This is a genomic window from Bifidobacterium animalis subsp. animalis ATCC 25527, assembly GCF_000260715.1.
Classification (GTDB): domain Bacteria; phylum Actinomycetota; class Actinomycetes; order Actinomycetales; family Bifidobacteriaceae; genus Bifidobacterium; species Bifidobacterium animalis.
Window position 1 is genome coordinate 1,836,303 of sequence record NC_017834.1, and the last position, 23,267, is coordinate 1,859,569.

A 23,267-nucleotide genomic window follows, 5' to 3' on the forward strand; every position below is an offset into this window, starting at 1 on the left:
ATAACTAGTGATTTGAATGTGCATTGTCTGTGCGTTGCGCACAGAGCAAATGTGCGGAAAGCCCAGGTTCCCCTCAGCTTTCCGCACATATACAGACCGGGTTCGGCGCCGGTGTAGCGCCGGATGCCTCACCCAGTCATCGGAGTGTGCTGAGCGGCATCACTGCTTGTTGGCGACGTCCTTCTTCACGCTTGCCATGAAGTCGGCGGTCTTCTGCTTCACGTTGCCGTCGTTGACCTGCTTGCTCACCAGAGCCTTGCCGAAGGTCTCGGCCGGGGTCCACCAGGCGGACATCGCGGAGATGGTCGGCTGCGCCACGGAGGTCTTCGCAATCGTGTCGAGCTGTGCCTGCACGTACGGCGAGGTGGACATGCCCTCGAGGTTCGTCAGCGTCTTGTCGGACGGAATGATCTGACGCATCTCCCAGTGCTTCTTCTGGGCCTCGGTGGAGCCGAGGAACGCAGCGAAGGCGGAGGCGACCTCAGGTGCCTTCGTGTTCGGGTTCATGCCAATCGCCTTGGAGCCGGCAAGAGCCTTCATCTGGTAGTCCTTGCCGCCGGCCTTGAAGGTCGGGACGGTGGCGGCACCGTACTTGTCACCGAGCGCCTTCTGCACGTTCTCGGCATCCCAGGAGCCGGAGAAGTAGGCGTCGAGCGTGCCGTTCTTCAGACCTGCGAGGCCGAGAGTGCCGTCGTCGTTGGAGAAGTTCGGGTTGGCGACGAGCTTGACGAGCGCCTCGGAGACGGCGTCGGCGTTCGGGCCGAAGTCGATGCCGGCCTTGGCGTCGGTGCCCTTGCTGCCGAACATCGTCATGCCTGCACCGAGGTAAAACGCCGGGATGTACCAGGAGTTCTGCAGCGGGTAGGCGACCTTGCCCTTCTCCAGCATCGTGTCGAGCGACTTCGCGTCGTTGGCGGAGAACTTGTCTTTGTTGTAGTACATGAAGTACGTGTTCGAGGTGTATGGAACGCCGTAGATCTTGCCGTCAGTGCCGGTGACCGAATCGACCATCGTCTGCGAGTTCTGTTCCTTCACCTGCTGGGACACCACGTCGTTGACCGGGGCGATGGCGTTCTGGTTGAGCAGATCGCCAAGCTGGTCGTTGGCGAACATGTACACATCGGCAGCCGCGGTCGGGTCGGTCTTCACGGTCTTGGCTGCGTCACCCTCGGCGACCACGGAGTTCTTCCACGTCACCTTGTATTCGGGGTGGGCCTTGCCAAAGGCTTCCTCCATGTCCTTGAGCCACTCGGAATCCTCGGACGGACCCCACACGGTCAGGTTCGCGGACTGCGTCTGTGACGGCTTGGATTCACCCGAGGCATTGGAATCCCCACCATTGGCCCCACAGGCGGCCATCGGTACGAGCATGGCCACAGCGGCCGCAAGGCCTACTGCCTTCTTCCATTCGATCTTCATCGATCTCTTCCTTTCCTTCAATGCAACACCGTGCATTTCCTCGGCATCACGTTCGGGGAGTCTCCCTGAAACTGTTTCACAGTCTAGTCATTTTCCTCAGCGAACGACTTTCAATGAAAACGGTTTCGCGCAACGCTCAGTGGTTATACTGTAGCGCATAGTTGCAAACGTTGTCAAAAATTGCCTCCGGACGAATCGCGGGCATGAAACAGACGAAACGGCACGGGATGCGACACAGCATCCCGGCACATACGGCAGGAGATACGGCATGAGCAGCAATCACCAGGTTCCACAATGGCTCAACCAAGCCACGTTCTACGAGATCTACCCGCAGAGTTTCGCGGACTCGAACGCCGACGGCATCGGAGACATCCCCGGCATCATCGAACACCTCGATTACCTGCTGCAGCTGGGATGCAACGCGATCTGGCTCAACCCGCTCTACGAGTCGCCATTCCGCGACGCCGGCTACGACATCAGCGATTACACGAAAGTGGCCGCGCGCTATGGCACCAACGACGACCTCGCCTCGCTGTTCGAAGCGGCGCACGCGCGCGGCATGCACGTGCTGCTCGACCTCGTGCCGGGCCATACGTCGAACGAGCACCCCTGGTTCCACCAAAGTGCCACGGATTCGGCGAATCTGTACGACGACCGCTACATCTGGACCGACAACTGGATCGAAGGGGGCGACGGGCTGCCGTTCATCGGCGGCACCGAAGCCCGCAACGGCGCCTACATCGTGAACTTCTTCGCGTTCCAGCCGGCGCTCAACTACGGCTTCGCCCATCCGCGCAAAGGCTGGCAGGCCCCGGCACTCGGCGATGAAGCACTGCGCACCTGCGACGCGATGCTCGACGTGATGCGCTTCTGGCTCGACATGGGCGCCGACGGTTTCCGCGTGGACATGGCCGACAGCTTGGTGAAGGGTGACGATGACGGCAAACCCTATACGATTCGCACCTGGCAATACATGTTCGGGCAACTGCGCCGGGAATACCCCGAAGCCGCGTTCGTCTCGGAATGGGGACGCCCCGACGAGGCGTTCGAAGCCGGCTTCGACATGGACTTCTACCTCGACTGGCGCTGGGATGGTGTGGCCAACGGCTACAACATGCTGCTGCGTAACACCGACACCCCCATGCTCCACGACGGCGACCGCAGCTATTTCAACGTGGATTCCGGAACCAGCATCGTGCCGTTCCTCAAAGAGTACGAGCCGAGGCTCGAAGCGGCGCGCAAGGCACAGGCCTACTTCGACCTCATCACCTGCAACCACGACACCGCGCGTCTGGTGCCACGTCTGAGCGTCCGCGAACTGGCCCTCGCCTATAGCACGATCTTCCTCATGCCCGGCGTGCCGTTCATCTACTACGGCGACGAGATCGGCATGCGCTACCGTGACCTGCCCAGCAAGGAGGGCGGCTACACGCGCACCGGCTCGCGCACGCCGATGCAATGGGACGGCAGCCGGAACCACGGCTTCTCGCAAGCCGCCTCCGACGCCCTCTACCTGCCCGTCGACGAGCGTGAGGGCGCACCGACCGTGGAGGCATCCATCGCCGACGGCGACTCGCTCTGGCATCATGTGCACGCAGCCCTCGAACAGCGCAGAAGCACCCCGGCCTTCGAACCGGATGCGGACTTCAGCGTACTGTTCGCCAAGAAGGGCAAGCGTTCCTTCGTGTTCAAGCGCGCGAAAGACGGCATCTCGGCCATCGTGGCGGTCAATCCGGGCCGCGACAGCGAGACCGTGGTGCTGCCGGACGGCGACGGCTCCGAGGCGCGCACCATCACGCTGAACATCGGTGGCGCAACACTCGACTACACGACGCTCACGCTGCCCCCGCAGTCCTTCGCTGTATTGCAGTAGCGGCATCCGCCACGGCGAGAACGGCCGTCGGCCAGACACACAGCCCCCCTGCTGTCTGGCCGACGGATTCACTATTCGATGAAGACGTAGTCATTGTCTAATCAACGCATATTGTCGCATAGTTTTTGCAATCGATAGCACAATCCACCGCAGCCCCGCTCCCCTCGTGATATGGAGCCCGTTTCCATCCTCCGCATCCAACCGCGAATCATGTGAATTGCAAACGTGGGCGTGAAGAACACGTAAAAACCGCATGCATACCATTCCATAAAATCGCTAATTTTCGCAGAATATAGGGAGAACAACGCCCTGTTCGCCATACTTGCAAACGATTTCATACTACGCTATACTGGAATCGACAGCGCACTCCAATGACGTAACTGCGCACATATGACCAATATCAGAAGGAACGACATGTCTCAGATCAATTCAGCACCCCCACGCCGTGAAGAGAGCCCCGAGCGACTCGCACGACCGCTCATCCAGCTCGCCAAGGCGTGCGGTGTGGCCACCTGCTACATCGATCAGCTCGGCACCTATGTGGAGATTCGCGATGAAGTGCTCATCTCGGTGCTCGGCGCGCTTGGCGTCGACGCCTCCACCCCCGAGCTCGTCGACATCAACCTCAACGGACGCCGCAACGAGGCCCACGAACGCCTGGTGGCGCCCACCGTCGTCAAATTCCTCGGCACGCCCACCAGCGCACAGCTGCGCACCAAGCACGGCGAGCCCCACATCGGACTCACACTCGAAGACGGCAGCGATGCCACCGGCGCCCTCTCGCTCACCTTCCGTGAGCACGATGGCGATGTGGACGTCTACGAGCTCGGCATCGGCGACGAACTGCCCATTGGCTACCACACGCTGCATGTTCGCGACGGCGAGACGGGCGGCGAGCGCGACGTCAACGTCACGCTGCTGTGCGCACCGGCGTCGATTCCGGTGCCCGACGCCGTCGCCTCGCACAAGCGCTGGGGGTGGATGACGCAGATGTATTCGGTGCGCTCCCCACAGTCCTGGGGCGTGGGCGATTACGAGGACCTGCGCGAACTGCTGGTGGACGCCGCCGGCTCGGGTGCCGACTTCATGCTCATCAACCCGGTGCATGCGAGCGCGCCGGTGAGCCCGATCGAACCGTCGCCGTATTCGCCCATGTCACGCCGCTTCATCAACACCACGTACATTCGCCCGCAGAACATTGCCGAATTCGCCGAGCTCAACGAGCAGGATGCCGCCGCCGTACGCGAATTGCACGAACAGGTCGCGCCGATGAACACCGAATCGTCTCCTATGGATCTCGACGCCGCGTGGAAGGCGAAGCGGGCCGCGCTGCAGATCATCTTCAGGCAGCCGCGCTCCGCGGAGCGCCAGGCCGAGTTCGAGGCGTTCAAGAAGAAGGCCGGCGCCGATCTCGACACCTGGGCACTGTGGAGCGTCGCCTTCGAAGTGCTCGGCGAGCCGTGGGAACCGGATTCCTGGTTCCGCATGGCAGCCAAGAGCAGCGCGCGCATCCAGGCGCTGAGAACCGAGCACGCCAACCTGTATGAGTTCGCCTGCTGGCTGCAGTGGATCGCCGAAGAGCAGATCGACGCCGCCCAACGTGCCGCACGCGACGCCGGCATGTCGCTTGGTCTCATGCAAGACATGGCCGTGGGCGTGCACTCCTACGGTGCGGACGTATGGGGCAATCCGGAACGCTTCGCCGTCGGCTCCGTCACCGTGGGCTGCCCGCCGGACTTCTACAACCAGCAGGGTCAGGATTGGGGCCAGCCGCCGCTCAACCCGAACTATCTCGAGCTCACCGGCTACCGCATGTACCGCGAGATGGTGCACCACATGTTCGAGCATGCGGGCGCCATTCGCATCGACCACATTCTCGGACTGTTCCGCCTGTGGTGGATCCCCGCCGGCCAGGGCGCCAAGGGCGGCGCATACGTCACCTACAACTACGATGCGATGATCGCGGTGCTCAGCATTGAGGCCACGCGAGTAAACGGCATTGTGATCGGCGAGGATCTCGGCACCGTTCCCGATTACGTGCGCAATGTGCTCGCTCAGCATGGGCTGCTCGGCACCACGGTGGAATGGTTCGCCCGCGTGGACGACTCCCCGAACGCCGGCGACCCGTACGCGATGCCGCAGACGTACCGCAAGTACTCGCTCTCGTCGGTCACCACACACGATCTGCCGCCGACCGCCGGCTATCTCATGCTCGAGCAGGTCAAACTACGCGAGGACCTCGGCCTGCTCACCGAGCCGGTGGAGGAGTTCCGCGAATCCGCACTCGCCGAGCGGCAGGCCATGCTCGATCTGCTCGTGCAGGGCGGTTGGCTGAGCCGTCAGGCCGCCGACGATGTGCCGAACAATCTGCAGACCATTGTCGAGGCGATGCACGCCATGCTCACCGACGCGCCTTCGCTGCTGCTGCAGGCCGCGCTCGTGGACGGCGTAGGCGAGGAACGCGCGCAGAACCAGCCGGGAACGTCGACGCAGTACCCGAACTGGCGCATTCCGCTCGCCGACGAGCATCTCAAGGTGGTGCCCACGCAGGAGGTGTTCAAGTCGCCGCGCGTGCAGGCGCTGGCGAAGATCATGAACCGCATCAATCAGTAGGCGCGCATACACACTGCGCATGTTGCATATGCGCATGTTGCATATGTGAAAGGCCCACGGGTTCCGCGCCCATGGGCCTTTTGCGTGCCGTTTTTGCAATCCCAGTCTCAGCATGGATTGCCAGCAACGCCGTTCCATGCCATGGTGAGAGCAGACTTGCAGTCTCGACACAGCAATCGTCCCCTTCCTAACCATGATGAGAACAGACTTGCAAATACGACACGAGAATGCGCGTTCCAGCTGCCCATCTGAAGATGGGTTCGCAAGACCAGCACGGTAATTCATGCTGCCGATGCCGATCTGAGAGCAGACTTGCAAGACCGACACAGCAATCATCTCTCCATTGCCGTTTCGAGAGCGGAGTTGCAAATGCGACACATCTACGCGCCCCTCGATGAACGTGCCTGCAATCCCAACCTCAGCACGGCGCATCTGGCATGCCAGCGGCGTCATATTGAAAGTAGACTTGCAAATACGACACGAGAATGCGTGCTCCGGCTGCCCATCTGAGGATGAATCTGCAAGGCCGGCGCCATAGTTCACGCCACCGGCATCGATCTGAGAACAGACTTGCAAATGTGACACAGTATCCCTCACCTCGATGGCCAATCTGAGAACAGACTTGCAAGACCAGCACGATAATTCATGCTGCCGATGCCGATCTGAGAGCAGATTCGCAAATGCGGCACGCGAATCCGACATTGCATCATCAATCTGAGAGCAGATTTGCAAATGCGGCATGCGAATCGGCAGCGCATTCTGCCAGGAAACGGATACGAGTCGGCAGGCCCGCGCACGACACGTCGAACACGGGACTGCCGATGACATGCGCGCGCCTATTGTCGCGTGTACCGGCGCAGTGCGTATTCGAGAATCGGCACGTGCAATGCGAGCATGCAGCCGTAGCCAAGCACAACGAGCAGGAAGAGCCCCTGCGGCATGTAGAACCATGCGGCGACGAGCACACCCACGAACACGACGTCGATCGCCACGCAGGCGAGCGTCGCGGGGAAGTAGACGACGCCGAACACGTAGGCGTTGCGCAGGGTCTGGCCAAGGGGGTTCTCGAAACGCGCCTGCAAATAGAACGCCCATTCGAAGCCGATGGCCCAGATGATCGTCAGCGCGAATTTCGGAATGAGCAGCGGGGTGATCTGCAGCGCGATCCACGAATAGGAGATTGCGGCGCCGCAGATGCCGAAGATGAGCCACAGCAGCGTCGCCTTGGCGAGATTCTCGCGGAAGGCGGCGAAATAGTTGCGCGTGACCGTGCCTTGGCCGCGCTGCGATTTGCGTAGCGCGGTGGAACCGGCACACAGCGCGGCGCCGGCGGTGACCACGGGCAGCGATGTGACCAGCATGAGGATGTTGATCCAGATCGCGTCGGTGAGATCGTTCCACCCCTGCATGAATCTGGAGTCTGGGGACAGGAATTTCATCTGCGTCGCTTTCGTCGGTGCCGGGCACGATCTGGCCGGCGTATGGCATGCACCAGCTTACTCCAGTGCAGTTCGGGAAATCGGGTTGATGTGAATCAGGCCGGCAAGCCGGCATATGCGACTGGGGGCAGCCCGAAAGCCGCCCCCAGTCGCCTTGAGAGAGAAGAGGAAGGAAGACTAGCCCTTTACGGCACCGCCTCCGGCCCTGCAAGTATTGACCGGCCTACGGCCGGACCCAACACCACCCTCACGGCACAGCCGCTCGGGCTGGCACCTGCAAACAGCGCACTGCGCTGTTTCCCAAGGGCTGACTCAACGTCAGCCCTTTACGGCACCAGCCATGACACCCTTGACGATGTACTTCTGGCAGATGAGGTAGAACACGATGATCGGAATGATCGCGAGCACGAGGCAGGCCATCATCGCACCCATGTCGACGGAGCCATAGCCGCCCTTCAGGTACTGCACAGCCACCGAGATGGTCTTGTACTTGCCCAGATCGAGCGTCAGGTATGGCAGCAGGTAGTCGTTCCACACCCACATGGCCTCAAGGATGGCCACGGAGACGATGGACGGCTTCATGATCGGCACGACCACCTGGAAGAAGATGCGCGGCACCGAGGCACCGTCGATCATGGCGGACTCCTCCAGCGACTGCGGGATGCCCTTGACCACGCCGGTGAAAATGAACACCGCCAGACCGGCGCCGAAGCCCAGGTAGATGAAGCACAGGCCCCACGGGGTGTTGAGCTTCAGCATGTCGGCGAGCTTCGACAGCGTGAACATGACCATCTGGAACGGCACGATCATGTTGAACAGGAACAACGTGTAGAGCAGCTTGGCAGCCCAGTTGTTCACGCGCACGATCCACCACGCACACATCGACGTGCACACGAGAATGAGGCACACCGAGCCGACGGTGATGAGCACCGTCCAGCCGAAGCTGGCGAAGAAGTTCGTGGATTCAATGCCGCGCTTGTAGTTCTCGAGTCCGACGAACGTGTCGCCCACCGGGAACGCGAAGGCGTTGCGCGAGATGTATGCCTTGCCTTTGAACGAGTTGAGCAGCACCAGGAAGATGGGGAACACCCAGGCAATGGAGATCATCGAGAAGAAGATCGTCCACAATGCTCCGTGCTTTGGTTTCTCCTGCATCACGCATCAACCTCCTTGGAAGTGGTGATCTTGTTCTGGATGAGCGCCACAATGGCCACCAGGATGAAGAACAGGACGGCCTTGGCCTGACCCACACCCTCCCAGCCGATGCGGCCATAGAATGTACGGGTGATGTTGAGCGCCAGACCTTCCGACATGTTCTGCGGAGCGCCGTTGGTGAGCGCGAGGTTCTGGTCGTACAGCTTGAATCCGTTGGTCACGGTGAGGAACGAGCACACGGTGATGCTCGGCATCATGAGCGGGATGATGATGCGGAACATGATCTGGCGTCCGCTGGCGCCATCCACCTGCGCTGCTTCGAGGACGTCAGTGGGCAGCGACTGCATGCCGGCGATGTAGATGATCATCATGTAGCCGATCTGCTGCCAGCACACGAGGATCACGAGACCCCAGAACCCGTACTTCGCCGAATAGGTGAGCGAACGCTCCCAGTGGGCGAGCACGCCGTTGAGCAGCAGCATCCAGATGTAGCCCAGAATGATGCCGCCGATGAGGTTCGGCATGAAGAACACCGAGCGGAACAGATTGGATCCACGGATCGACTTCGTCAGCAAATACGCAATGGCGAACGCGACGACGTTGATCACTATGGTGGTCACGATCGTCATGAGCGTGGAGAATCCGAGCGCGTGCAGGAACTCTTTGTCTTTAATGGCGCGCGCGTAATTCTGCCAGCCAATGAACTTGGCGTCGGTGACCGTGGTGAACGAGCAGAAGCTCAGGTAGATGCCGTAGATGAACGGCACCAGGAAGCCGATGAAAAACGCGACGAATGTCGGCAGCACGAACAGTGCCCACCATCGTCTGATTGCCTTACCAGCCATGCTGATCATAGCATGCCTACTTTCTCCTCTTCGAGTTCGCCCTACACCACTGTGGGGCGATGCCATGTTCCGCGTCATCTGCAGTCATTGCAAACGATTACAGAACCGTTGTACTCATACGATAGCAACATCATCGCATTCTGTCAAACGTTTGCATTCCCGCCGTGTTGAATGTAATGCTTATTTTCACAAATCACAGATTTTTACTGCATTTCCAGCGTTTTTCGCAATCGCATAGCGTAGACTTGATATTGAAAACGTTTGCGCAAAATGTCTAAGCAAATCGTAGATCATGCCGCTGGGGCCACCGACGTCCGCCCATGTGCGACCGCGCACCGAACCGACAGTCAGCCATATGGAATGCAACATGCTTGCAATGCGGTATGCATACACGGCATCGACGGGCGCAATCGTATGCTGTATAGAGTCGAGCGAAGCGAGGCGACCCGCTTCCCGAACAAGGAGGGCAGAGGTGAACGCAAGCATTCAGGACGTGGCCAAAGCGGCCCACGTCTCCATTTCCACGGTCTCCCGGTCATTCACACGACCCGAGCTGGTGTCGGCGGCCACACGCGAGAAAGTGCTGCGCATTGCCGAGGAGCTCAATTTCTCCACATCGCGCTCGGCGGCCGCGCTCAAAACCGGCCGTGCCATGCGCGTCGCGCTGCTCATGAGCGACCATATTCGCCTCTGGTTCTCGGCCTCCGTGATCGAGGGCCTCAATCAGGTGCTTCACGCCGAAGGGTATGACATCTCCATTTTCCAGATTTCCAGCATTGAGGAGCGCCGCGATTTCTTCGAGATGCTGCCGGTACGCCGCAATGCCGACGCCGTGATCGTCGCCTCCTTCGACGCCGATGAGACCGAGATCGCCCAGCTGGCGAGCGCCAATGTGCCGATCATCGGCATCAACTCGGTGATGCCGCGCGAACTCGGATTCACCGCGGCCGTGAACATCGACGACACGCAGGGCTCCATTCTCGCCGCGCGCCACCTGATCAATCTGGGGCACCGCGACATCGCCTACGTGCGCACGAACCGTGACGTCTCACTGCACTTCTCCGTGCAGCAGCGCTTCGATTCGTTCATGGAATGCTGCGCGGGCTCAGGCATCTCCCCCACGGTGATCGTGGCGCAGGAAGGCCCCGATCGCATTCGCCGCGTACTCACCGATCTCATGAGCCTCGAGCGCATGCCCACCGCCATTGCCTGCCAGGAGGACGGCATTGCGGTGCCGCTCATCTTCCAGCTCGAGCGCAGCGGATACGAGGTGCCGAACGACATTTCGGTGATCGGCTACGACAACAGCTTCTACGCAAACGACATCGGCCTGACCACCATTGCACAGGATCCGATCGAGATGGCGAAGATGGCCGCTGAAATGACCGTCAAGCTCATCGAGGGCGAAAAGCCCGAGCATCTGTTCCGCATGATTCCGGCGGAACTTGTCGTGCGTTCGAGCACCGCCAAGTACATCGCCTGACGTTTCTCAACACCCCGCCTCTTACGCACAGGGAGTAAGCGATCCAAGATAAACGGCGTGAAAGGGGACAGAATTAGCGTAATTCTGTCCCCTTTTACGCATCTTTATGCCCCGCCAGCGAACGATCCCGGCACTTTCTGCGTAAAAAGACAAAACTGCACCGGAATATGTCCCCGTTTACGCAGGGAGGAAGCTTTTTAATGCAAGAGAAGGAACGTGTCCATATACACAAAGTCCATATACACAAAGAGGAGGGCCACCCCATTGGGGTGGCCCTCCTCTCGCTAGTTATTCAGCATGGGTTCCACGTGGAAGAAGTGGACGCGGAATCCACGTCCCCATTCAGCGCTCACTGGTTGGCGTGGGCGTTGCCGTACTCGGTCTTCCAGTTGTCGACGAAGGCCTTCTGCACGTCATCCCAGCTGCCGTTGCCCTGCGCGTAGGCGAGCATGGCCTGGCCGAGCTGGTTCTTCCACTCCTCCGACGGCATCATCGTGAAGTTCCAGGCGACCTGCTGCTTGCCGGAGTTGGAGTCCTCGACGGCCTCCTCGACGAGCGGGTTGTCGCTCTTCACCTTGTCGAAGGTCTTGAACGGCGTGGTGAAGCCCATGTCTTCCGACAGCGCCTTGATGCCCTCATCGGAGGTGACGACCCAGTTCAGGAAGTCCTTCGAGGCCTTCTGGTCGGCTTCGGAGGCCTTCGCATTGACGCACAGGTAGTTCTCGGAACCGGTGGCCAGGCCTTGGTTCTCCTCGCCCTTGGCGCCGATGTAGATCGGGAGCATACCCACCTGATCCGCCTTCATGCCGGCCTTCTGCAGGTCGGTCCATGCCCAGGTGCCGTTCTGGTAGAACGCGGCCTCGCCGAGTGCGAACTCGGAGTTCGCGTCGTCACCGGTCTTCGAGCTCAACTGCGACGGAGCGGTGGTGGAATCCTTGAGGTACAGGTCGAAGATGTTCTTGAAGTTCGGCAGGTAGGTGCCCTTGATCGTCTCCGGCTGCGTGGTCACACCGTCCTCCTTGAACTCATAGGAGAGCGGGATATTCGCCAGGTGGGTCTTGAAACGCCAGTCGGAGCTGGAGTCGAAGCCTGCGGAGGTGAAGGCGCCCTTGATGCCGAGCTGGTCCTTCTTGGCCTGCATGTCGTCAGAGACTTCCTTGAGCTTGTCGAAGGAGTTGATCTCCTTGGCGTCCTTGATCTTGGCACCCGGCAGCTCGGTGTACTTCTTGAGCAGGTCCTTGTTGTAGATGATGCCGTAGGTCTCCATGACGTACGGAATGCCCACGACCTTGTCGCCGTCCTTCAGCGCGATGTCCTTGTTGTTGAGCTCGTTGTAGATGCCGGTGTCCTTGAGATCGGCGGTGTAGCCCTTCCAGTTCTGGTAGCCCACCGGGCCGTTGACCTGGAAGATCGTCGGCGCATCGCTCTTGGCGAGCTCGGACTTGAGCGTCTGCTCATAGGTGCCCGAGGCGGCGGTCTGCACCTTCACCTGCACGCCGGTCTTGTCGGTGTACTTCTTGGCGAGCGCGACCCACTGGTCGGCGGCCTCCGGCTTGAAGTTCAGGAAGTAGACCTTGCCCTTGCCGTCGTCCGCGCTGCTTCCGCCACACGCCGCCAAGCCGGTCAGAGACATTGCGGCGATCGCCACGAGACCCACTGTTGCTTTCACTGTGCGATTCATCTTCGAACCTTTCCTCATCCCACTTCAGTCACGCACCGGAGTGGTACCGAAGTATTTTCCTGAAGCCGCGCCCTCGCGAACTTCGTAGCCCCTTCATTATGCATCATTCTCAAGCAGATTGCAAACGTGGGCATCTCGTTTGCGCACAAATTGTGGAGATTACCGCGCAGATCAGCTCAAAAATACTTTATTTTCAACACTTTTCATCGCGACACGCAATATGAAAGCGTTTGCGGACAATCTGCAATATGGGCATTTTGCCCAGCATTACGTCTCCGGACGACACGGCGGAGCGACCGGGCAAACGGTATTACAATGGTTCCTGAATTTGTTTCTAAGAACAAGAAAAGAGCTTCCATGACTGCGAACAATATGCACGACGACTGGTGGAAACAAGCCGTCGTCTACCAGGTGTACCCGCGCAGCTTCCGCGACGCGAACGGCGACGGACTCGGAGACATCGCCGGCATCACCAAGCAGGTGCCGTATCTCAAGCACCTTGGCGTGGATGCCATCTGGCTCTCCCCGTTCTACCCTTCCGAGCTTGCAGATGGCGGCTATGACGTGATCGACTACCGCAACGTCGACCCACGCCTGGGCACGCTTGAGGATTTCGACGAACTCGTGACGGCACTCCACGCGCATGGCATGAAGATCGTCGTCGACATCGTGCCGAACCACACCTCGAACATGCACGAGTGGTTCCAGGCTGCACTGGCCGCGGAGCCCGGCTCGCCGGAACGCGACCGCTACATCTTCCGTGAAGGGCGCGGTGAACACGGCGAACTGCCGCCAAACGACTGGCAGTCGCTGTTCGGGGGCCCGGCCTGGCAACGCGTGGCCGACGGCCAATGGTATTTGCACATCTTCACAGTGGAACAGCCGGACCTCAACTGGAAGAACCCCGAGGTGCATGAGGACTTCAAGAAGACACTGCGCTTCTGGTCCGACCGCGGTGTGGACGGATTCCGCATCGACGTGGCGCATGGCCTCGCCAAGGATCTCGACAGCAAACCCCTCGCCGAGATGGACGCGGACTGCGTGTTCAACACCGACAATCGCGATGAGGACAACCCTTTGTGGGACCGCCCTGAAGTGCACGACATCTACCGCGAATGGAACGCCGTGTTCAACGAATACCAGCCGGCACGCTTCGCCGTCGGCGAGGCATGGGTGATTCCGGAGCACCAGCACCTCTACGCGCGCGAAGGCGAGCTCGGGCAGGTGTTCAACTTCGAATTCGCCAAGGCGAACTGGAATGCGGCGGCGTTCAAGGCGGCCATCGAAGACGGCATCCGGTCGGCACACGACGCGGAATCGACCACCACCTGGGTGATGAGCAACCACGATGTGGTGCGCCACGCCAGCCGCTACGGCCTGCCGCAGGTGCCCACCACCGGCTATCACGAGCTGCCGAATGACTGGCTGCTGCGCGACGGCACCACATACATCGAGGACCGCGATCTCGGCACACGACGCGCCCGTGCGGCGATCCTGATGGAACTCGGCCTACCGGGCTCGGTGTACGTGTATCAGGGCGAGGAGCTCGGCCTTCCTGAAGTGGCGAACATTCCGTGGGATCATCTCGAGGACCCGATCGCGTTCCACACCGACCATGCCGGCGCGCAGAAGGGCCGCGACGGCTGCCGCGTGCCGCTGCCATGGCGTGCCGACGACGAGCCCCGGCCTGCGGATTGGAACCCGCTGTTCGGCACCGGAGCCTCCTTCGGCTTCTCCGACGCCCCGGCCGACGGTTCGGCGCCGGCCGATCCGCATCTGCCGCAGCCGTTGTGGTACAAGCAGTATGCCGCAGACAAGCAGATGGCCGACGACACCTCGATGTTCAACCTGTACCGGCAGGCGATGCAATTCCGCCAGGAACACCTGACGCCGAGCGACGACACCGACGACATCACATGGCTACCCGGCACCGATTTCAACGCCCACAACGCCGAAGTGGTCGCCTATACGCGCCCCTGCACGGGTGAGGGCGATGGCACCTTCGCGTGCATCGTCAACTTCGGCCCCGATCCGATCGACCTGCCCGCAGGCACGGTGGTTTTGAGCTCCGAGCCGCTCGACGAACCGCACAAGCTGTCTGCCGACACTGCCGTCTGGATGCTGCTCCCATGAGTCGGCAGTAATCGCGAGGGCAGTCGCGGAGCGTCGGCGTGGAGGGCGGGGATAGGGCTTCATCACTGGATCGCAAGCGCCCTTGACGTTCCTCAACCCTATCTCCGCCCTCCACGCCGGCGCTTCGCTCGGCATTACCCTTCCCTTCGCGCAAACGGGAAAAGGCGCACTCCCAGACCGTAAGCGAGCATCGAAGGTTGAGGCGTCGGCTTGGGCCGGGCCGAAAGGTTGAGGAACGTCAAGGGCGCTTGCGCTCCAGCGACGAGGCCTTTCGGCCCGGCCCAAGCCGACGCCGCTGCTGGTATCGCCCACGCCCGAACAATCTGCGGCTAGAGCCTAGTTGTTCCAGCTATAGATCACGTGATCGCCCTTGTATATGCCGAGCACGCTGTAGTGCGCGGTGTCAAGGTGCAGCTTGCGGCCGAAATCCGGTGCGAGATCGAGCCATTGCGACGTCAGAATACGCAGAATATGGGCATGCGCCACCAGCAGCACGTTCTCCCCGGCGAGCAGGGCAGGCAGCACCCGTTCAATCACTGCGCGGGTGCGTGCGGCGGCATCTTCAATGACCTCGCCCTCCCCGTTGACCACGGTGATCTCGGAGCCATCGTCGAACACTTCAATGCGCGTGCCCGACAGCGTCTCGTCAAGCGAGCGCGGGCCGTCACGCCACACGTTCCACTCGTAGCCGGCCGCCGCATTGAGCTGCTCGCGCGTGCGGCCTTCGGCGCGGCCGTAATCCCACTCCTCAAGGTCGGCGGTCACGTTGTGGTCTGCGAATCCGGCGAGCTCTGCGGTTTCCATGGCGCGCGCCAGATCGCTCGTGTAGATGTTGCGCGGCGCGAAACCGTTCGGGAACGTGGCACGCAACCGCTCGCCCGCGGCGGCGGCCTGCTCGCGCCCCACCGGCGTGAGCGGAATGTTCGTGCGGCCGGTGTATTGGCCGGACTGGCTCCACACCGTCTGTCCATGGCGGAGCAATACCAATTTGCCTGAAGATTCCACGACGGCACCGTCTTTTCTCTAGGAAACAAACTTGTGCATCACTTTACCGTGTTTCGCAGCCATACGCGAGCGCATGCCCGAATATCCCGCGCGCGTACGGCCCGCGCGTGCTCTACACTGGTGCCCATGGCTAGAAAGTTGAAGACAGCGCCCGATCTGTCCATGGCGACGGCGAAACCGGTGCAGTCGGCGCACACACGCGACACGAACGAGAAACTCGCGAATCTGGACAACACGACGAAAGAGACGGTGCAGCGGATCGACAAGGTGAACAGCAAGATCACCGATCTGCGCGAGCAGCGCATGCGCGACCCCGACACGCTGGGAGACAAGGCGTTCAAACTGGCATTCCCCGCATTGGTCGGCATGGTGGCGGGCAAGGCGTTCCAGTCGGTGTGGAATCTAGTGACGAACAAAGTGCACCCCGGCCCGGAAGACGACGAGGCAGACCGCAAGCAGGGCCTGCTTATGAGCGTGCTGTTCGCCGCCGCCTCCGCCGCGTTCGGCACAGTCGTGACCACCTATTCCGACAAGCTCACCCAGTCGATTGTGAGCAGACTGCAGCGCAAGCGCAAATAGCGCGTCTCCATATGCGGCACATGCGCAGCGACATGACCGACGTTGCGCCAATCGGCTAAGTTGTTGTGCATGTGCGCGGCACCATGAATAATGTGAGCTATGGCAAAGATTATTCACAATGACACCGTGGACGTGCTGCTCGAGCGCGTCTCCATTCGCGCCTTCAAAGACGAGGCCATCGAGCCGGATGTGCTCAACACCATCGAGCAGACCGCACAGAACACCGCATCCAGCCAGTATCTCAACGACTGGTCTGTGATTCGCATCAAGAATCCGGCGGTGAAATCTGAGATCGCGCGCATCTGCAATCAGGATTACATTGCGAACGCGCCCGTGCTCTACATATTCGTGCTCGATCAATACCGCAACTCGTTGATCGCGCAGTCCGAGGACGTGGCGGCAGATTCCGACGAGTTCACGCTCAAGAACAGCTACCGTTTCTCGCAGGCGCAGAACGACGCCGTGCTCGCACTGCATGCCATGGAGACGGCGGCGGAATCGTTCGAGCTCGGCACTGTGATTCTCGGCTCGATTCTCGGCAATATTCCCGAACTGGTCAAGCTGCTCGCATTGCCGAAGTACACATACCCTGTGCTCGGCCTCGCGCTCGGCAAGCCAGACCAGCACCCCGACCCGAAGCCGCGACTGCCGCGCGATATCCAGTTCTTCGACGATTCGTACAACGCCGAGCCGAACAGGATTCTGGACGGCATTCGCAAATACGACCGCGAAGTGCAGGCCTACTATGACACCCGCGGCAAGGATCTTTCCGAGCGCGCATACAGCGACATGACCACGAAGAAGGCCACGTCCACCGCCGCACTCGAGATGGGCTTCGAGCACGCCCGCGCGCAGGGCTTCGACCTGGAGAAGTAGCTCGGCAGTAGCGCCGTTAGCGCGGCAGTCTAAAACGGCATGTTTTTCGGAAGCTTCCGCGAAACCGACCATATTGGGGCACCCCGCGGCACGGTTCACGGAAGCTTCCGCATAATGTGCCGCACAGGCAGCGATTTGCGGCAAATCGTACGGAATTTTCCGTGAAATATGCTGTTTTCCACGGTATCTGCGGTCAATCATACGGAGACTTCCGCAAAAAATGCCACCACAGGGTAGGAAAATGGCAGATTATACGGAGGCATCCGAGAAATATGCCAGATAGGCAGCAATCTGCGGTCGATTACACGGAAGATTCCGTGAACCGAGCCGCGCGAAAGTCCTCACATGGCAGATTGAGCACGGTATGCGATTGGGCAAAAGAGCCATCCGACACCGCACAATCTGTTGATATCGCACAATCTGCTGATTTCAGCGACGACGGGGCTTGAAACCCTTCTTGCGCGAATATGGCTTCTGCGAGCGTTTGAAATGGCCCACGGCCTGCGCGAGCGCGGGATCGCGGTGCGTCAGATGCCATTGCCCGCAATACTGGCACTGGTACACCCACAGCTCCACACCGCGCTCGATACGGCTCTGTTCGGCCGCCTGCCACGCGGTTTGCCGATCATAGTACATGATCTTCGTCGTGGTCTCGCAGCGTTTCGGCGTGAAGTAGTGCATAAGGCCATACTAAGCGGCCGCGCTTACCGTGGGCGCACTGCTCGCTCAGCGCATGCGTACATGTTGGCGACGGTCGTTGAGGAAAGCGCGCAGATTGGCGAGAATGGCGGCGAACACGAACACGGAGACGACGATGAGCGCCCATTCGCCGCCTTGCTTGGTGGCCTCCATGTAGTCCCGCGAACCGACCTCGCCATGGCCGGACTGCGCGATGGACAGGCAGAGCGCCATCACTGTGGTGCCCACGGCACCGCCGAGCTGCTGCAAAGTATTGAACATCGCGTTGCCGTCGGCATGCAGTGTCGGCGCGATGGCAGCGAGACCGGCGGTCATCGTGTTCGCGAAGCTCATCGTGAAGCCGCACATGTACACGATGTAGCCGATGACCCGAATCCAGATGTTCACGTTCGCCGGAATGAACAGCATGATGAGCAGACCGAGCAATGCAAACGCCATGGCGATCATGATCGGCCGAGCGGCGCCGAATCTGTCGAGCAGTGCGCCGCCCACCGGCCCGAGCGCGGCCCCGAGCAATGCGCCGGGGAGAATGAGCAAGCCGGCGGTCATCGAACTCGTGCCATAGCCGAGTTGTGACATGTTCGTGATGAGATAGCTCATGCCAATGGTGACCGTCTCCAGCAGGACATAGGCCACCAAATGCCAGCGGAACGGAATGTCACGCAATACGTCGAGCTGCAGCAATGGCTGCGCGGAACGGCCGCTCAGATGCACATACACCGCCATGGCAACAATACAGAGCACGACGAGACCGCCGAGCAGCCGTGCCTGCTGTGTCACATCGTCTGAGGCGAGTCGTGCGCGAATGAGGGCGCCCATGCGGTCGAGCGCGAACACGAACGCAACGAACGAGATGGCAAGGAACGCGAGCTGTACGAGGGGGAACGGCAGGCGGTGCACCGGGTGATGTGTCTCTATGGCACGAATGCCCAGAACAAACGCAACGACCATGAACGGAATGAGCAGTGCGAAGATCCAATGCCAGTTCATGTATTCGGCCGCCACGCCTCCCACAGTGGGTCCGAGTGCGGGCGCGATGGCGCAGACCATGCTGGCGAAGCCCATGAGCAGGCCCAGCGAACGTCGTGGGGACTGTTCGAGCACAATATTGAACATGAGCGGCAGCGCCAGCCCTGTGCCGGCACCCTGCAGCAGACGGGCCAGCATGAGCATCGCGAAGTTCATCGAAATGGAGGCCAGGGCGAGACCGGCGATGCACAGCACCATGGCAATGATGAATGTGGTTCTGTTCGTGAATCTGCGGTTGCAATACGATGAGACCGGAATCACCACCGCCACCATGAGCAGATACCCGGTGGTGAGCCATTGCACGGTGGCCGTGGAGACTGAGAACTGCTCCATGAGCACAGGGAACAGCACATTCGTCATCGTTTCGGTGAGGATGCCCACAAAGGCCATGATTCCCGTGGCGATGATCGACAGAATGAGATTGCGTGATATGACTGTGGGGAACTGGCCTATGGAAAGCGCCTGGGCCGCATTGGCTGGCTGTTGGTCATTGTTTTGAGATTGCTTGAATTGCTTGGACGCGTGAGGATTCTCGGTACTGGTTTGCGCAGATTCCACCGGAGTGCGTGTGCTCATGGAAACGGGACCGTTCCCGGTCCACCTTTCTTGGCCTGGAGGGCGATTTCAAACCCGCATAGTGCCAGGCGTACTGCGGGTTCACGCTATCAGCTCTTGTATATGATGTGCCGCGTACACGGCATATTGTGCAGATTGCACATACTTATCTAGAATAGCACCGAGACTGATTCTGGTGGTGTGTTGGGGTGTAGGTATGCGAGGACCCCGGGCCGGTGGTGCCGGTTCGGGGTCCTGTGAAGTGTGGTTGCGGCGGTGTGCTACTCTCCCATGTCCTCTCGGGCATAGTACCATCGCCGTGCCAGGGCTTAGCTTCCGGGTTCGGAATGGGACCGGGCGTCTCCCCTGGGCCATGGCCGCCGCAAAATTCTGTTATTCTCCGTTCGGGTGGCGGATTGGGAACCGGATCGTGGACGCGGGTGTTGAAGGATGTTGGTGTTCGTGCCGCCATGATGATGCCGCCGGGGTTGTCCTGGCTTGTGTCATGGTGGTGTTGGTTGTCTTCGACCGTTAGTGCCGGTCGGCTCCACCCCTCGCGGGGCTTCCACGTCCGGTCTATCAACCACATGTTCTCTATGGGGTCTCACACACCCCCCAGGGGGGGTGTCAGGAATCCTTATCTTGGAGCGGGCTTCCCGCTTAGATGCTTTCAGCGGTTATCCCTCCCGAACGTGGCCAACCAGCCGTGCCCCCTGGCGGGACAAACTGGCATACCAGAAGGTTCGTCCACCCAGGTCCTCTCGTACTATGGGCAGGCCTCCTCAGGATTCCAACGAGCGCAGAGGATAGAGACCAAACTGTCTCACGACGTTCTGAACCCAGCTCGCGTGCCGCTTTAATCGGCGAACAGCCGAACCCTTGGGACCTGCTCCAGCCCCAGGATGCGACGAGCCGACATCGAGGTGCCAAACCATCCCGTCGATATGGACTCTTGGGAATGATCAGCCTGTTATCCCCGGGGTACCTTTTATCCGTTGAGCGATGCCGCGTCCGTACGCCGGCACCGGATCACTATCTCCGACTTTCGTCCCTGCTCGATCCGTCGATCTCGCAGTCAAGCCCGCTTGTGCGATTACACTCGACACCCGATTGCCAACCGGGCCGAGCGGACCTTTGAGCGCCTCCGTTACTCTTTGGGAGGCAACCGCCCCAGTTAAACTACCCGCCAGGCACTCTCCCCGACAAGGCTCACTTGTCCGGGTTAGGCATCAGATGGGGACAGAGCGGTATTTCACTGGCCGGCTCCACCACGGCTGGCGCCGTGGCTTCGAAGCCTCCCGCCTATGCTACACAATCCGCACCTGATGCCAATACCAAGGTATAGTAAAGGTCCCGGGGTCTTTTCGTCCTTCTGCGCTTAACGAGCATCTTTACTCGTACTGCAATTTCGCCGAGCTCCTGGTCGAGACAGCGGGGAAGTCGTTACGCCATTCGTGCAGGTCGGAACTTACCCGACAAGGAATTTCGCTACCTTAGGATGGTTATAGTTACCACCGCCGTTTACCGGGGCTTGAATTCACCACTTCGCATCCCGCGAGGGGACGCTGATGGATCCTCTTAACCTTCCGGCACCGGGCAGGCGTCAGTGCATATACGGCGACTTGCGTCTTGGCATGCACCTGTGTTTTTGGTAAACAGTCGCTACCCCCTGGCCTGTGCCACCCCCAGCCGCCCGCGGCCCGCGAACGGGGCCGGAACCGCCGGGGGTCTCCCTTATGCCGAAGGCACGGGAGCAATTTGCCGAGTTCCTTGACCAGGATTCGCTCGATCGCTTCGGTATACTCTACCAGACCACCTGTGTCGGTTTGGGGTACGGGCGGCAACGGACCTCGCGCCGAAGCTTTTCTCGGCCGACGGGATCACCGGATATCACGCCTGAACAGCGCCCATCATCACGCCTCACCCCATCATGCCCCCGGATTTGCCTGGGGGCGGGGCCACACGCTTGACCAGGGAAAACCACCTCCCCGGCCGGCTACCCGTCCGCGTCACTCCTGAAACGCTCAACCCATGCGCGTCCAGGCCAAACAGCAACGGAATCAGAAGGCCGAAGCCCCCATCAACCGTATCGGATGGCCCTTGTTCACACGGGCTGCTGGTCGGTCCGAAAGCCGGTACGGGAATATCGACCCGTTCATCCATTCGACTACGCCTGTCGGCCTCGCCTTAGGACCCGACTCACCCAGGGACGACGAACGTGGCCCTGGAACCCTTGGTCTTCCAGCGGCAGGGATCCTCACCCTGCTCTCGCTACTCATGTCTGCATTCTCACTCCCACACAGTCCACGGCCGGGTTCCCCCGCCGCTTCGCCCCGGTGTGGGACGCTCTCCTACCACGCAACACAACGTTGCATCCGCGTCTTCGGTGGCGTGCTTGAGCCCCGCTACATTGTCGGCGCGGAACCACTAGACCAGTGAGCTGTTACGCACTCTTTCAAGGATGGCTGCTTCTGAGCCAACCTCCTGGCTGTCTATGCGACTCCACATCCTTTCCCACTTAGCACGCGCTTGGGGACCTTAGACGACGGTCAGGGCTGTCTCCCCCTCGACGACGGAGCTTATCCCCCGCCGACTCACTGCCGGAATAGACGCGATGGGTATTCGGAGTTTGGTTGCTGTTGGTACCCGGTACGGGCCCGCAAGCATCCAGTAGCTCTACCCCCCACACGCAATCAACCGACGCTGCACCTAAATGCATTTCGAAGAGAACCAGCTATCACGGAATTTGATTGGCCTTTCACCCCTAACCCCAGTTCATCCCCTCAGTTTTCAACCTAAGTGGGTGCGGTCCTCCACGCGGTCTTACCCACGCTTCAACCTGACCAGGGCTAGATCATCCCGCTTCGGGTCCAGGACACGCGACTCAAAACGCCTTTTAAGACTCGCTTTCGCTACGCATACACCACACGGCTTATGCTCGCCACATGCCACTGACTCGCAGACTCATTTTTCGATAGGCACGCCGTCACCCCACCAGGGGGCTCCGACGGTTCGCGGGCGCACGGTTTCAGGAACTCTTTCACTCCCCTCCCGGGGTGCTTTTCACCTTTCCCTCACGGTACTCGTACGCTATCGGTCAGACAGGTATACTCAGGCTTACCCGACGGTCCGGGCGGATTCACACGGGATTCCACGAGTCCCGCGCTACTCGGGAGACACCATCCATGGTGCACGCGCATACGGCTACGGGGCCATCACCCTCTCCGGCCCGGTATCCAACCCGGTTCGCCTCACGCATGCATTTATCACCACAGCCAACGGCGTCGGCCGCTGGACAGGCGTTCCCACGACACCATGCGCGCAACCCCCGACGGGTATCACACACGCACGGTTTAGCCATCATCCGCTTTCGCTCGCCACTACTCACGGAGTATCCTCTCCTGCAGGTACTGAGATGTTTCACTTCCCTGCGTACCCCCCGCACAAGTGCGGTGCCAGCCCATGACGGCTGGCGGGTTGCCCCATTCGGACACCCTGGGATCAAAGCCATGTCGGCGGCTCCCCCAGGACTATCGCGGCCCCACACGTCCTTCATCGGTACTGTCTGCCAAGGCATCCACCATACGCCCATCACGACAACCACAACACGGCCGCCATGACCAAAGCACTACTGAAAAACCCTAGAACGACATCAGATCACGGAGACGCACCGCACACGGCGCGCCCCCACACGATACGAACGAACCCAAGAAAAACGATTCCTCGGATTCGAATCACAGTACGAACACCAACCCCACCCACAACGGGCGGGCCGATGCTCGCGTCCACTATCCAGTTCTCAAACCACCACCCCACCAGGACACCCACCCCGCACCAACAGGCACCGGGCAACCGACCTGGGGGACCCACAGGCAACCACACC

14 protein-coding genes and 2 rRNA genes are annotated in these 23,267 nt (G+C 60.5%); 6 read left to right on the plus strand and 10 right to left on the minus strand.

The annotated features are described in order from the left end of the window. Window positions 1–159: 159 nt before the first annotated feature. Entirely contained in the window at window positions 160–1,419 is a 1,260-nt protein-coding gene (locus tag BANAN_RS07585) for an extracellular solute-binding protein (protein WP_014698314.1), read from the minus strand. 268 nt (window positions 1,420–1,687) lie between these two features. Between BANAN_RS07585 and BANAN_RS07590 the strand changes: the two genes are divergently transcribed. Both BANAN_RS07590 and malQ read left to right on the plus strand, forming a co-directional pair. Beyond that, window positions 1,688–3,292, plus strand: a complete 1,605-nt coding sequence (locus BANAN_RS07590; RefSeq protein ID WP_014698315.1) for an alpha-amylase family glycosyl hydrolase — start codon at window positions 1,688–1,690, stop codon at window positions 3,290–3,292. Window positions 3,293–3,706: 414 nt separating this feature from the next. Beyond that, window positions 3,707–5,905 carry a 4-alpha-glucanotransferase gene (gene malQ / locus BANAN_RS07595; protein ID WP_014698316.1) on the plus strand — a complete coding sequence of 733 codons (2,199 nt, stop codon included), beginning with the start codon at window positions 3,707–3,709 and terminating at the stop codon, window positions 5,903–5,905. 836 nt (window positions 5,906–6,741) lie between these two features. Here the strand turns inward: malQ and BANAN_RS07600 are convergent. The 3 genes from BANAN_RS07600 to BANAN_RS07610 all read right to left on the minus strand — a co-directional run bounded on the left by BANAN_RS07600 (window position 6,742) and on the right by BANAN_RS07610 (window position 9,353). Beyond that, the gene (locus BANAN_RS07600) at window positions 6,742–7,344 is read right to left on the minus strand and encodes a DUF624 domain-containing protein (RefSeq protein WP_014698317.1); all 603 of its coding nucleotides are present in this window, start codon (window positions 7,342–7,344) and stop codon (window positions 6,742–6,744) included. Between the two features lie 318 nt (window positions 7,345–7,662). Beyond that, window positions 7,663–8,499: a carbohydrate ABC transporter permease gene (locus BANAN_RS07605; protein ID WP_004269248.1), complete on the minus strand. Its 837-nt coding sequence runs from the start codon at window positions 8,497–8,499 to the stop codon at window positions 7,663–7,665. Then, the gene (locus tag BANAN_RS07610) at window positions 8,499–9,353 is read right to left on the minus strand and encodes a carbohydrate ABC transporter permease (RefSeq protein WP_014698318.1); all 855 of its coding nucleotides are present in this window, start codon (window positions 9,351–9,353) and stop codon (window positions 8,499–8,501) included. The genes BANAN_RS07605 and BANAN_RS07610 overlap by 1 nt, the downstream gene beginning before the upstream one ends. 463 nt (window positions 9,354–9,816) lie before the next feature. On the opposite strand from BANAN_RS07610, the gene BANAN_RS07615 reads away from it, so the two are divergent. Further along, window positions 9,817–10,827 carry a LacI family DNA-binding transcriptional regulator gene (locus tag BANAN_RS07615; protein ID WP_014698319.1) on the plus strand — a complete coding sequence of 337 codons (1,011 nt, stop codon included), beginning with the start codon at window positions 9,817–9,819 and terminating at the stop codon, window positions 10,825–10,827. Between the two features lie 349 nt (window positions 10,828–11,176). Here the strand turns inward: BANAN_RS07615 and BANAN_RS07620 are convergent, their stop codons facing one another. After that, window positions 11,177–12,508 (minus strand): ABC transporter substrate-binding protein, encoded by a 1,332-nt coding sequence (locus BANAN_RS07620; protein ID WP_014698320.1) that lies wholly within the window; start codon window positions 12,506–12,508, stop codon window positions 11,177–11,179. A gap of 357 nt (window positions 12,509–12,865) precedes the next feature. Here BANAN_RS07620 and BANAN_RS07625 point away from each other — a divergent pair, with 357 nt between their 5' ends. Continuing rightward, the gene (locus BANAN_RS07625; RefSeq protein ID WP_014698321.1) at window positions 12,866–14,641 is read left to right on the plus strand and encodes a glycoside hydrolase family 13 protein; all 1,776 of its coding nucleotides are present in this window, start codon (window positions 12,866–12,868) and stop codon (window positions 14,639–14,641) included. A gap of 336 nt (window positions 14,642–14,977) precedes the next feature. Here BANAN_RS07625 and BANAN_RS07630 read toward each other — a convergent pair whose 3' ends face one another. Next, complete coding sequence (locus BANAN_RS07630; protein WP_041777059.1) at window positions 14,978–15,646, minus strand: histidine phosphatase family protein; 669 nt, start codon at window positions 15,644–15,646, stop codon at window positions 14,978–14,980. Window positions 15,647–15,772: 126 nt separating this feature from the next. Between BANAN_RS07630 and BANAN_RS07635 the strand changes: the two genes are divergently transcribed. Beyond that, window positions 15,773–16,225, plus strand: coding sequence for a DUF4235 domain-containing protein (locus BANAN_RS07635; RefSeq protein ID WP_237705806.1), 453 nt, complete (start codon window positions 15,773–15,775; stop codon window positions 16,223–16,225). A gap of 99 nt (window positions 16,226–16,324) precedes the next feature. After that, window positions 16,325–17,101 (plus strand): nitroreductase family protein, encoded by a 777-nt coding sequence (locus BANAN_RS07640; protein ID WP_014698324.1) that lies wholly within the window; start codon window positions 16,325–16,327, stop codon window positions 17,099–17,101. 429 nt (window positions 17,102–17,530) lie between these two features. Here the strand turns inward: BANAN_RS07640 and BANAN_RS07645 are convergent, their stop codons facing one another. From BANAN_RS07645 to BANAN_RS07660, 4 genes are all read right to left on the minus strand, one after another. Continuing rightward, a complete protein-coding gene (locus tag BANAN_RS07645) occupies window positions 17,531–17,782 on the minus strand; it encodes a hypothetical protein (RefSeq protein WP_014698325.1) in 252 nt (83 codons plus the stop codon). Window positions 17,783–17,827: 45 nt separating this feature from the next. Then, entirely contained in the window at window positions 17,828–19,405 is a 1,578-nt protein-coding gene (locus BANAN_RS07650; RefSeq protein ID WP_014698326.1) for an MFS transporter, read from the minus strand. 247 nt (window positions 19,406–19,652) lie between these two features. Further along, window positions 19,653–19,769, minus strand: a 5S ribosomal RNA gene (rrf, locus tag BANAN_RS07655). Between the two features lie 127 nt (window positions 19,770–19,896). Then, a 23S ribosomal RNA gene (locus BANAN_RS07660) occupies window positions 19,897–22,988 on the minus strand. Between the last annotated feature and the right edge of the window lie 279 nt (window positions 22,989–23,267).